Genomic DNA, 12475 nt, shown 5'->3' on the forward strand with positions numbered 1-12475 from the left:
CCACAACGGCGCGCTCACCGCCTTGGTCGCGGTATAGCTCGGTCTTGGTGGGAGCGGTCTTGACCGCGAAGTTGTTCCATTACCCTCATCCCAAACCAAGAGGTGCCTATGCGCTGGCTATTATTGCTGACCCTGAGCTGTGCGTCGCTGGCCCACGCCGAGCTGAACTATGACCTGCAACCCCGGCAGATCGCAGCGGACACCTGGGTGCTGGAGGGGCGCACCGACAATTTTGCCGCGGACAACGGCGGCAATATCGTCAACACGGCGTTTATCGTCACCAACGCGGGCGTGGTGGTGATCGACAGCGGGCCGTCGAAACGCTACGGCGAGGCCCTGCGCCAGGCCATCGCCAAGGTCACCGAGCAGCCGGTAATCAAGCTGCTGATTACCCATCACCACCCCGACCATGTGCTGGGCAACCAGGCCTTCAGCGATGTGCCAATTGCCGCTCTTGCCGGCACCACCCAACTGCTGCGCGAGCAGGGTGAGGCCATGGCGGAAAACATGTACCGCCTGGTGGGCGACTGGATGCGCGGCACGGAAGTGCTATTGCCGACCGAAGCGCTGCAAGCTGGGCGGCTGACCATCGGCGATCACTCGTTGCGCCTGCTGGCCCTGAGTGGGCATACCGGCGCCGACCTGGCGATTCTCGATGAGCGCAGCGGCGTGCTGTTTGCCGGCGATCTGGTGTTTTACCAGCGCGCCCTGACCACCCCAGGCACGCCGGGGCTGGAGGTCTGGCTGGCGGATATCGCCACCTTGCAGGCGTTGCCCTGGAAGCAGATCGTGCCCGGCCACGGCCCGCTGGCCAGCAGTGACGCACCCTTTGCGCAGATGACCGATTACCTCGGATGGCTTGATGGCTTGCTGCGCAAAGGCGCGGCCGAAGGGGCGGAAATGAATGCGCTGATCCGTGCGCCGATTCCTGAACGTTTTGCCGCGGTGAGCCTGAGCCGTTATGAGCTGATTCGCAGCGTCAGCCACCTGTACCCTCGCTACGAACAGACGCGGTTCAAACGCCTGGATTGAGCGTTCGCTACACGCTTTGCTCCCCTCGCCCATTTATGGGGGAGGGGCTGGGGGAGAGGGCCGAAATTCCCGTGAAACTGCAAGTTTATCCCCTCTCCCTAACCCTCTCCCCTGAGGGGCGAGGGGACTGGCCGTGTGCGATCAGTGCTTAAATGAGCAGCCCCCACCTGAGCTGTGTTCACGCCACGGCCTTGGCGCCGCACATGCTGTTGTGGGAGCGGTCTTGACCGCGAAAAAGGCTATTGCAAGCTGAGCTGGTCGCCGCGTTCCTGTTGCCAGTCGTCGAGGCTTGGGGCGGCGCTGTCGCCGGCCATCTGGTGAATGATCTCGAAGTAATCCTGCTTGAGCGGGTCCTGCATGATGTGCTGGCGCGAGCGCACGCGTACGGCGTAGATGTTCTGCACATTCTGGTGGTCGAAGGCTCGCCACTGCTGCGGGCCTTTGAGCAGGCTGTAGCGGTGATCTTCGAGGGCGCCGATCAGCGGCTCGCTGGCCAGGCTGCCGCTGCGCCGCACGGCGTCGGCCCATTGCATGACGATGCTGTAGGCCGAGGCGGCTGAGCTGGCCGGGTATTCCTGATAGTGGTCGATATAGGCCTGGACGAAGGCCTGGCCGCTGTCGCTTTGCTCTTGCGCTGGTACCCGCCAGGTCCAGGCTTCGGTGCCGATCACGCCGGCCATCACCTTGGGGCCGATCTGCTGGACGATGCTTTTGCTCAGGTGCGGCACGATGATCTGCATGCGCGTGTGCAGCTTGAGGTTGTGGGCCAGGCGCAGGGTGCGCTGCAGGTCGTCGCCAAGCAGGGCCAGAACCAGAATGTCGGCATTGCTGGCGGCGGCCTTGTTGAGGGCGGCGAGGTAATCCTTGCGCATCGCGGCATGGGCGGGCAGGGCGCTGCGGCCATGGCGGGCGCGGTCTTGGCTGGCGGTGCTGGTGCGCAGCTCGGTTTCGATGCTGCGGCCCCAGGTGTCGTCCACCAGGATGTAGTGATAGCGCTGGCGCGGCATGTGCCAGCCCAGATATTCACCCAGCACCCGAGCACTCATGCGCGCGCTGTTCGACTCGCGAAACAGGTAGCGGTGGCCGGCGCTGCCAGTGACTTCGTCGGCATAGCTCAAGGTGGCGAAATACAGCAAGCCGAGGTCGTGGGCGCGCTGGCCGGCGGCGATCGCCTCCTCGCTGGTGGCGCCGCCGAAGATCATCTGTACCCCTTGTGCGGCGAAGGCGTCGACGTTGGCTTGCGCGGTTTCGGCCTTGGAGGCGCTGTCGCGGGCCAGCAATTGCAGCGGCTGGCCGAGCAGGCCGCCGGCGGCATTGAGCTCGGCCACCGCCAACAAGGCGCCGCGGTGCAGCTCCAGGCCCTCGGCCTGGTAATTGCCGCTGTGCGGGTAATTGAGGCCGATGGGGATCGGCTCGGCCAGCAGATGTACGCCGAGGCAGTTGAGTAGCAGGCAGCAGAACAAAATGACGCGGGCCATGGGGCTTTCTCCGGAGCGGGGGGCGTCACTGTCCAATGCGGCGGGTGCGCTGGGTATGCTCTTTTCAGGTGGCCGGGCTGGCACTTAAGTCGGTGGCGGGTGGCTTGGCGCTGGCGTGTTTCAAGGTGGGAGCGGTCTTGACCGCGAAGCGTGGTAGTTGATTGCACGCGTATTCGCGGTCAAGACCGCTCCCACAAAAAGCCGGCTCCTGCAGCGGCCTTGCAGCTATAAGGGCGCGGCAATAAAGCGAGTACTGCTACCAACGGATGAGGGAAATCGACCCTGCGAGTAATTGTTGGCAAGGGCCTGGCGGCCAAGAATCTGCCCCAGGCCGGGAAAAATTCCCGGTGACAACAATTACCCTGCAGAGGTCGCCGCAATGAAACCTACCGGTCTTCGCCAGCCATTCGTGCTCACCGCACTGTGCGCTGCCATGCTTTTGCCTGCCGTATCCGCCTGGGCTGTTACTGACCAGGAAATTCTCGATGATGTGAAAACCACCGATCAGATCGTCACCAACGGCATGGGCCTGCAGGGTCAGCGCTACAGCCCGCTGACGACCCTCAACACCGACAACATCAAGGACCTGCGTCCGGTATGGACCCTGTCATTCGGTGGCGAAAAGCAGCGCGGCCAGCAGGCCCAGCCGCTGATCAAGGACGGCGTGATGTACGTCACCGCCTCCTACTCGCGGGTGTTTGCTGTGGATGCGCGCACCGGCAAGGAACTGTGGCAGTACGACGCCCGCCTGCCGGACGACATTCGTCCGTGCTGTGACGTGATCAACCGCGGCGTGGCCCTGTACGGCGACCTAGTCATTTTCGGCACCCTCGACGCCAAGCTGGTGGCCTTGAACAAAGACACTGGCAAGGTGGTGTGGCGCAAAAGCGTCGCTGACCATAAAGCCGGCTACTCGATTACCGCGGCACCGCTGGTGGTTAACGGCAAGCTGATCACGGGTGTGTCCGGCGGTGAGTTTGGTGTGGTCGGTAAGATTGAAGCCTACGACCCGAAAAACGGCGCCCTGCTGTGGACCCGCCCAACCGTGGAAGGCCATATGGGCTACGTCTACAAGGACGGCAAACCGGTTGAGAACGGCATCTCCGGCGGCGAAGCCGGCAAGACCTGGCCGGGCGATCTGTGGAAAACCGGCGGCGCGGCACCGTGGCTGGGCGGCTACTACGACCCGGAAACCAACCTGCTGCTGTTCGGCACCGGTAACCCGGCGCCGTGGAACTCGCACCTGCGCCCTGGCGACAACCTGTTCTCGTCCTCGCGTCTGGCCCTGAACCCGGATGACGGCACCATCAAATGGCACTTCCAGACCACGCCGCACGACGGCTGGGACTTCGACGGTGTGAACGAGTTGATCTCCTTCAACTACCAGGACGGCGGCAAGACCATCAAGGCGGCGGCCACTGCCGACCGTAACGGCTTCTTCTACGTACTGGATCGCACCAACGGCAAGTTCATCCGTGGCTTCCCGTTTGTCGACAAGATCACCTGGGCCAAGGGCCTGGATAAGAACGGTCGGCCGATCTACGACGACAGCAACCGTCCGGGTTCGCCGGCAGCGGCCAACAAGGGCAAGAGCGTATTCTCTGCACCGGCCTTCCTCGGTGCGAAAAACTGGATGCCGATGGCCTACAGCCAGGACACTGGCCTGTTCTATGTACCGTCCAACGAGTGGGGCATGGACATCTGGAACGAGGACATCGCCTACAAGAAGGGCGCTGCCTACCTGGGTGCCGGCTTCACCATCAAGCCACTGAACGAGGACTACATCGGCGTGCTGCGCGCCATCGACCCGAAGACCGGCAAAGAAGTCTGGCGCCAGAAGAACTATGCGCCGCTGTGGGGTGGGGTGATGACCACCAAGGGCAACCTGGTGTTCACTGGCAATCCTGAGGGCTTCCTGCAGGCCTTCAACGCCAAGACTGGCGACAAAGTCTGGGAATTCCAGACCGGCTCCGGCGTACTCGGCTCCCCGGTTACCTGGGAAATGGACGGCGAGCAGTATGTCTCGGTGCTCTCCGGCTGGGGCGGCGCCGTGCCGCTGTGGGGCGGCGAAGTGGCCAAGCGGGTGAAGAACTTCAACCAGGGCGGCATGCTCTGGACCTTCAAACTGCCGAAAGAGTTGGTGGCCAAGCACTAAGGCTTTAGCGGCAGCGCACCACCCACGTTACAACCCAGAAGGTCGGCATTGCCGGCCTTTTGGCGTTTCTAGGGGGCATCTGTACAGAAGCGGCGTGGCCACGGTATGGGTGGGAGCGGCCTTGGCCGCGAACAAATGGTGGCCGCCGCACAGCCTTCGCGGTCAAGACCGCTCCCACGGATTGAGTTCGTAGGATGGGTTGAGCTTGCGATACCCATCGAATAAACCCGATGCGTAAATCTCTGATGGGTATCGCTGCGCTCAACACCATCCTACGGTTTTGGGTTGTCGGCACCTGCGACCAAAGCGCCGCCGCTCTACGACCATTGAGTGATAGCCCTATGCCGGGTGACGTTGCTAAATGACCGTTGAGTCAATTTTTCCGTTGTCGAGGTTTGCCATGTCTCCTAGCCGTTTGCCTGCTGCCTGGGTCGCCGTCCTGCAAAGCCTGGGGCTGGCGCTGTTGTTGTGGGCCCTGGCGGGCGGTCAACTGAGCCTGCTGCTGGCGTTGTTGCCGGCCGCGTTGCTGGTGTGGTTGCCAGTGTTGCTGGTGCGCCCGGTGGCGGCTGAGTCGACGTGCGCGGTAGACGCCATGCAGATCAGCCAGCTCAGCCGCGAGCTGTCACAGACCACCACGCAAAATGCCTTGTCGGCCGCCGAGGTGGCCTATGCGGTTAAACAGCTGGGCGAGCGCTTGCGCTCGCAGTTGCAGGCTGCCGACAGCATCGTCGGCAGTGCGCAGAACATGATTGCTACCGAGGAGCAGACCTCCTTGCTGAGCCAGCAGACCGCCGGCGCCGCCTTGCAGGTGCGTCAGAGCAGCGACGAAGGCCTTGCTGTGGTGCAGCAGACCATCGCCCGCATGCACCAGCTCAGTCAGCGCGCCAGTGCCAGCCAGGTGTTGATCGAAACCCTGAGCAAGCGCAGCGAGGACATCCAGCGTGTCACCCAGGTGATCCAGTCGATTGCCAGCCAGACCAACCTGCTGGCCCTGAATGCCGCCATCGAAGCCGCGCGGGCTGGCGAATACGGTCGCGGTTTTGCCGTGGTCGCCGACGAGGTGCGCGGGCTGGCCGGGCGCACCGCCAGCGCCACCGAGGAAGTCGGGCAGATGGTGGCCGATATCCAGCAGCAGACGGCGGCGGTGGTGGCGCAGATTCAGCAGTTGGCCAGCGAGCTGCACATCAGTGTCGGCGCGGTCGAGCAGGCGGGCGGCGGTCTGGAACAAATCGCCGAGCTGGCCCAGGGTGTGGCAGCGCAGATCGGCGAGATCGCCCAGGGCGCGCACAACAACCGCGATCAGCTCGGCAGCCTGTTCGGTGCGGTGGAGCAGATGCGCGGCGATCTGGCCCAGAGCGATGCCCATACCCGCCGCCTCGGCGCGGCCGCCGAGCGCCTGGAGGGGCAAGCCGAACAGATCAGTGAGCGCCTGGCGGCGGTGGCCCTGGATGACTACCACCAGCGCGTGCTGGACCTGGCTCGCGAAGGCGCCCAGGCGATTGCCGCGCAGTTCGAGGCTGATATCGAGCGCGGTCGCATTCGCCTGGAAGACCTGCTCGACCGTGATTACCAGGCCATCGCCAACACCTGGCCGCAGCAATACCGCAGCCGTTTCGACGATTACACCGACAAGACCCTGCCGGCCCTGCAAGAGCCGTTACTGAGTCGCCACGAGGGCCTGGTGTTCGCTATCGCCTGCACCCCGGACGGTTACGTGCCGACCCACAACCTGGCGTTCAGCGCCAAACCGACGGGTGATCGTGAGCACGACATGGCCCATAGCCGCAGCAAGCGCCTGTTCAATGACCGCACCGGAGCACGCTGCGGCAGCCATCAGCAGGCGTTGCTGTTACAGACCTATACCCGCGACACCGGCGAGCTGATGCACGACCTGTCGGTGCCGATCATGGTCAAGGGCCGTCATTGGGGTGGCTTGCGCCTGGGTTACAAACCCGAGCCTGTAACGGATACCTCTTCGCGCTCAGTGCGTATGCCGGCGCGACGTTGAACTACGCTGGGGCGTTAGCGCCGGCCGAGCAGGGCGCCAGGCGCAGCCCTGAAAGCAATTAGCAGGCCGTTGAAAAAACGTAGGCGAGGCAGGCAAGACAAGGCAAAAACAGGCGAGGAAGCGGAGTTTACGAGCTGTAAATGAGCATTCCGAGCCTGTTTTTAACGCAGGATTGCCAACGTAGGTAGTTTTTCAACGGTCTGCCAGTACCAAAGAACTAAGCCATCTATGCCATGGGCGCATACCGCCGGGGCAGAGCGGCTGCAAAGATCGACCCATCACCTGCCGCGAACCCCGGACAGGTACGACCAGCACAGAGGCTTTGATCATGATCTACGCACAACCCGGTTCCGCAGGTTCAATCCTTACCCTCAAATCGCGCTACGGCAATTACATCAACGGCGCGTTCGTTGCCCCGGTTAATGGCCAGTACTTCAGCAACACCAGTCCGGTGGATGCCTCGCTGATCGGCGAGTTCCCGCGCTCGGACGCCGCCGACATCGAGCTGGCCCTGGACGCCGCCCATGCCGCTGCAGATGCCTGGGGCAAGACCAGCGTGCAGGACCGCGCCATGGTGTTGTTGAAAATTGCCGACCGTATTGAGGCCAACCTCGAACTGCTGGCCGTGGCCGAAACCTGGGACAACGGCAAGGCCGTGCGCGAAACCCTGAACGCCGACGTGCCCCTGTCTGCCGACCACTTCCGTTACTACGCCGGCTGTATCCGTGCGCAGGAAGGCAGTGCCGCCGAAATCAACGAACACACCGCCGCCTATCACTTCCATGAGCCCCTGGGTGTGGTTGGGCAGATCATTCCGTGGAACTTCCCGCTGTTGATGGGTGCCTGGAAACTGGCTCCGGCCCTGGCCGCCGGCAACTGCATCGTGCTCAAGCCCGCCGAGCAAACGCCGCTGTCGATCACCGTGCTGATGGAACTGATCGGCGACCTGCTGCCGCCGGGCGTGCTCAACGTGGTGCAAGGTTTCGGCCGCGAAGCTGGCGAAGCCCTGGCCACCAGCAAGCGCATCGCCAAGATCGCCTTCACCGGCTCGACGCCAGTCGGTTCGCACATCCTCAAGTGCGCCGCCGAGAACATCATTCCGAGCACCGTGGAGTTGGGCGGCAAGTCGCCGAACATCTTCTTCGAAGACATCATGCAAGCCGAGCCGGCCTTTATCGAGAAGGCCGCAGAAGGCCTGGTGCTGGCCTTCTTCAACCAGGGTGAAGTGTGCACCTGCCCGTCCCGCGCCCTGGTGCAGGAGTCGATCTACGACGCCTTCATGGTCGAGGTGATGAAGAAGATCAAGCAGATCAAACGTGGCAACCCGCTGGACACCGAAACCATGGTCGGTGCCCAAGCGTCGCAACAGCAGTTCGAGAAGATTCTCTCGTACATGGACATCGCTCAGGCTGAGGGCGCGCAGATCCTCACCGGCGGCGCCGTCGAGCGTCTGGAAGGCAACCTGGGCAGCGGTTATTACATCCAGCCGACCCTGATCAAGGGCCACAACAAGATGCGCGTGTTCCAGGAAGAAATCTTTGGCCCGGTGGTCGGTGTGACCACCTTCAAAGACGAAGCCGAAGCCCTGGCGATTGCCAACGACACCGAGTTTGGCCTGGGTGCCGGCCTGTGGACCCGCGACATCAACCGCGCCTACCGCATGGGTCGGGCGATCAAAGCCGGCCGCGTATGGACCAACTGCTACCACCTGTACCCGGCCCACGCCGCGTTCGGTGGCTACAAAAAGTCCGGCGTCGGCCGTGAAACCCACAAGATGATGCTCGACCACTACCAGCAGACCAAGAACCTGCTGGTGAGCTATGACATCAATCCGCTGGGCTTTTTCTAAGCGCTGTTCACGTTATGTGATGCAGGCACGATTGGGCTTTTGTAGGAGCGGATTTATCCGCGAACTTCGCGGCTGAAGCCGCTCCTACGGCGGGGTGATTTCCTGCACCCGTAACGGGTAATTGTTTGAAGTAAACCGTCTGGCGCGTTCACTCCGGCGCGCGGGCCTGATTATGCGATGCCCTCCGGTGGGGGTTCCGACGTGCCTCTGGCGCTGTCGGCCACCTCGCTCATATCGCAACGCGGCTTCGGCCGCGTTTTTTATTGCCGGCAGAAAAGTTGCGGCCATGCACGCAGCTCTTCGCGGTCAAGACCGCTCCCACCGGGGCCGTGTGCATGTCGCAGCTATAGCGGCGTACGCACTGTCGTGGGAGCGGTCTTGACCGCGAAGCTTTTGGTGCACAAGCCAGGCGCGTAGCCCGGATGCAATCCGGGATCGGCTGCTATGGTGAACATGCCCCGGATTGCATCCGGGCTAACGCCTTGCACCTGCCAGCCTGCGGCCGATTCCTACCAATGCCAGCACGGCATCCTCCCAAAGTACCATTCTGTCTCTGGCCCGGCAGGCGCATAACTAGCACTACCGGAATTCGCCGGTTGTACAAGAAGAGGACCGCGCCATGTGGACTAAACCCGCCTTCACCGATATGCGCATTGGTTTCGAAGTCACCATGTACTTCGCCAATCGTTGATCCGCTTTGCCCCGGCCCTGCCGGGGCATCTCACCCGGAATTCACCATGCATATCCAGATTCTCGGTTCCGCCGCCGGTGGCGGCTTTCCCCAGTGGAACTGCAATTGCCGCAACTGCCGCGGTGCCCGTGACGGCAGCGTGCGCGCGCAGCCGCGCAGCCAGTCTTCGATTGCCCTCAGCGACAACGGTGTGGACTGGATTCTGTGCAATGCCTCGCCGGATATCCGTGCTCAGCTGGAGTCGTTCCCGGCCCTGCAGCCGGCGCGCAAGCTGCGCGACACGGCCATCGGCGCGATCATCCTGCTGGACAGTCAGATTGATCACACCACCGGTCTGCTAACCCTGCGTGAAGGCTGTCCGCACCAGGTCTGGTGTACTGAGATGGTGCATCAGGACCTCAGCAGCGGCTTCCCCCTGTTTCCCATGCTCAGCCACTGGAACGGCGGCCTGCAGCACAACCTGATCGAGCTGGGCGGCACGCCGTTCCAGATTCCGGTCTGCCCCAATTTGCGTTTTACCGCCATTGCCCTGCGTAGCAGTGCGCCGCCGTATTCGCCGCACCGTGGCAACCCGCACCCCGGCGACAACATCGGTCTGTTTATCGAAGACCTGCGCACCGGTGGCAGCCTGTTCTACGCGCCGGGCCTGGGCCAGGTCGACGCCGAACTGCTGGCCTGGATGGGCCGCGCCGATTGCCTGCTGGTGGACGGCACCCTGTGGCGCGACGACGAGATGCGCGTCTGCGAAGTGGGCGACAAGCTCGGCAGCGAGATGGGGCACCTGCCACAGAGCGGCCCCGGCGGCATGATCGAGGTGCTCGACGGCCTGCCGGCCAAACGCAAGATTCTGATTCACATTAACAACACCAACCCGATCCTCGATGTCGATTCGCCCGAGCGTGCCGAGCTGGCCGCCCATGGCATCGACGTGGCGTGGGACGGCATGAGCATTCAGTTGTAAGGAGCCCGGCCATGAGCCAGATCGCCATGAGCCCTGCCGAGTTCGAGCAGGCGCTGCGCGCCAAGGGCGCCTACTACCACACCGAGCATCCGTTCCATCGGGCGATGTACGCGGGCACGGCCAGCCGTGCGCAGATCCAGGGCTGGGTGGCCAACCGCTTCTACTACCAGGTGAGCATCCCGCTCAAGGATGCGGCGATCATGGCCAACTGCCCGGATCGCGACACCCGCCGCGAGTGGGTGCAACGCATCCTCGATCACGACGGCGCACCGGGTGAGGAGGGCGGCATCGAAGCCTGGCTGCGCCTGGCCGAGGCCGTGGGCTTGCCGCGCGAGCAGTTGTTGTCCCATGAGCTGGTGCTGCCGGGCGTGCGGTTTGCCGTCGATGCTTACGTTAATTTCGCCCGTCGGGCCAGTTGGCAGGAGGCCGCGAGCAGTTCACTGACCGAGCTGTTCGCTCCGCAGATCCACCAGTCGCGCCTGGATGCCTGGCCACAGCATTACCCGTGGATCGACGCCAGCGGCTACGACTACTTTCGCAAACGCCTGAAAGAAGCGCGCCGCGATGTCGAGCACGGCCTGCGCATCACCCTGCAGCACTACACCACCTACGCGGCCCAGCAGCGCATGCTGGAAATTCTCCAGTTCAAGCTGGATGTGCTGTGGAGCATGCTCGACGCCATGAGCATGGCCTACGAGCTGGACCGCCCGCCGTACCACACGGTGACCCAGGCGCGCGTCTGGCACCGGGGGATTACCTTATGAATGAGATCTCCATCGAGCAGGTGCCGCGCCTGCGTCGCGGCTTTCGCCTGCAGTGGGAGCCGGTGCAAAACTGCCATGTGCTGCTCTACCCGGAAGGCATGATCAAACTCAACGACAGCGCCGGGGAAATTCTCCAGCAGATTGATGGCCAGCACAGCGTGGCGCAGATCATCAGCGAGCTGTGCGGGCGCTTCCCCAATGTGCCGGGGATCGATGAAGACATTCTGGCGTTTATGGAGGTGGCCAGTGCTCAATTCTGGATCGAACTCCACTGAAAACGGATCGCTGCAAGGCGTAGGCGAGGCAGCCGAGGCTAGGCAAAAACAGGCGAAGAAGCGCAGTGTACAAACCGTACATGAGCATTCTGAGCCTGTTTTTAACGACGCATCGGCAACGCAGGTAGCCTTGCAGCGATCCGTTGAGGCGGGGCCGCCGCTGTGGCTGTTGGCCGAGCTGACCTATCGCTGCCCGTTGCAGTGCCCGTACTGTTCCAACCCGTTGGATTTCGCCCAGCAGGGCGCGGAGTTGAGCACCGCTGAGTGGATCGAGGTGTTCCGTCAGGCCCGCGAGCTGGGCGCCGCGCAACTGGGCTTTTCCGGCGGCGAGCCGCTGGTACGCCAGGACCTCGCCGAGCTGATCAAGGCCGCCCGCGATCTGGGCTACTACACCAACCTGATCACCTCGGGCATCGGCCTCACCGAAGCGCGTATCGCCGAGTTTGCCGAGGCGGGCCTGGACCATATCCAGATCAGCTTTCAGGCCGCCGACGAGGAGGTCAACAACCTGCTGGCCGGCTCGAAGAAGGCCTTCGCCCAGAAGCTGGCCATGGCCCGCGCGGTCAAGGCCCATGGCTACCCGATGGTGCTGAACTTCGTCACCCATCGGCACAATATCGACAACATCGAGCGGATCATCGAACTGTGCCTGGAGCTGGAGGCTGACTTCGTTGAGCTGGCCACCTGTCAGTTCTACGGCTGGGCCGAGCTCAACCGTGCGGGCTTGTTGCCGACCCGTGAGCAGCTGCAACGCGCCGAGCGCATCACCAACGAGTGGCGGGCCAAGCTGGCGGCGGAGAATCACCCGTGCAAGCTGATCTTCGTCACCCCGGACTATTACGAGGAACGTCCTAAGACCTGCATGAATGGCTGGGGCAATCTGTTCCTCGATATCACCCCGGACGGCACCGCCTTGCCGTGCCACAGTGCACGCCAGTTGCCGGTGCAGTTTCCCAATGTGCGTGAGCACAGCATCCGCCATATCTGGCATGAGTCGTTCGGCTTCAACCGCTTTCGTGGCGACGACTGGATGCCCGAGCCGTGCCGCTCCTGCGACGAGAAGCACAAGGACCTCGGCGGCTGTCGCTGTCAGGCCTTTATGCTCACCGGCGATGCCAGCAATGCCGACCCGGTGTGCAGCAAGTCGCCCCATCACGGCGTAATCCTGCAGGCGCGCCTGGAGGCCGAGCAGGCCCATGCCGGGCCCCAGGCGTTGCAGTTTCGCAATGACAAGGCCTCGCGGCTGATCGCCAAGGGCTAAG

General features: G+C 63.1%; 10 protein-coding genes. 9 read left to right on the forward strand and 1 reads right to left on the reverse strand.

Annotation, left to right across the window (positions count from 1 at the left end; translation table 11 throughout):
* Positions 1-108 precede the first annotated feature (108 nt).
* The gene (locus tag AC56DI_RS08375; protein WP_496345739.1) at positions 109-1032 is read left to right on the forward strand and encodes a quinoprotein relay system zinc metallohydrolase 1; all 924 of its coding nucleotides are present in this window, start codon (positions 109-111) and stop codon (positions 1030-1032) included.
* A 239-nt stretch (positions 1033-1271) separates the two neighbouring features.
* Here the strand turns inward: AC56DI_RS08375 and AC56DI_RS08380 are convergent, their stop codons facing one another.
* Complete coding sequence (locus AC56DI_RS08380; RefSeq protein WP_496345740.1) at positions 1272-2510, reverse strand: ABC transporter substrate-binding protein; 1239 nt, start codon at positions 2508-2510, stop codon at positions 1272-1274.
* A gap of 379 nt (positions 2511-2889) precedes the next feature.
* On the opposite strand from AC56DI_RS08380, the gene AC56DI_RS08385 reads away from it, so the two are divergent.
* From AC56DI_RS08385 to pqqE, 8 genes are all read left to right on the forward strand, one after another.
* Positions 2890-4665 (forward strand): methanol/ethanol family PQQ-dependent dehydrogenase, encoded by a 1776-nt coding sequence (locus tag AC56DI_RS08385; RefSeq protein WP_496345741.1) that lies wholly within the window; start codon positions 2890-2892, stop codon positions 4663-4665.
* A 745-nt stretch (positions 4666-5410) separates the two neighbouring features.
* Positions 5411-6673, forward strand: coding sequence for a methyl-accepting chemotaxis protein (locus tag AC56DI_RS08390; protein WP_496345834.1), 1263 nt, complete (start codon positions 5411-5413; stop codon positions 6671-6673).
* Between the two features lie 328 nt (positions 6674-7001).
* A complete protein-coding gene (gene exaC / locus AC56DI_RS08395) occupies positions 7002-8522 on the forward strand; it encodes an acetaldehyde dehydrogenase ExaC (RefSeq protein WP_496345742.1) in 1521 nt (506 codons plus the stop codon).
* 619 nt (positions 8523-9141) lie between these two features.
* On the forward strand, positions 9142-9213 hold the full coding sequence (gene pqqA, locus AC56DI_RS08400) for a pyrroloquinoline quinone precursor peptide PqqA (RefSeq protein ID WP_003284930.1): 72 nt from the start codon (positions 9142-9144) through the stop codon (positions 9211-9213).
* A 46-nt stretch (positions 9214-9259) separates the two neighbouring features.
* Complete coding sequence (gene pqqB, locus AC56DI_RS08405) at positions 9260-10174, forward strand: pyrroloquinoline quinone biosynthesis protein PqqB (RefSeq protein WP_496345743.1); 915 nt, start codon at positions 9260-9262, stop codon at positions 10172-10174.
* Between the two features lie 11 nt (positions 10175-10185).
* The gene (gene pqqC, locus AC56DI_RS08410) at positions 10186-10938 is read left to right on the forward strand and encodes a pyrroloquinoline-quinone synthase PqqC (RefSeq protein ID WP_496345744.1); all 753 of its coding nucleotides are present in this window, start codon (positions 10186-10188) and stop codon (positions 10936-10938) included.
* A complete protein-coding gene (gene pqqD / locus AC56DI_RS08415; RefSeq protein WP_496345745.1) occupies positions 10935-11213 on the forward strand; it encodes a pyrroloquinoline quinone biosynthesis peptide chaperone PqqD in 279 nt (92 codons plus the stop codon). The genes pqqC and pqqD overlap by 4 nt, the downstream gene beginning before the upstream one ends.
* Before the next feature lie 130 nt (positions 11214-11343).
* Positions 11344-12474 (forward strand): pyrroloquinoline quinone biosynthesis protein PqqE, encoded by a 1131-nt coding sequence (gene pqqE / locus AC56DI_RS08420; protein ID WP_496345746.1) that lies wholly within the window; start codon positions 11344-11346, stop codon positions 12472-12474.
* The last annotated feature ends 1 nt before the right edge of the window (position 12475 follow it).

It is taken from the genome of Pseudomonas sp. BGA-UO-ETr-WB11, from assembly GCF_059567785.1.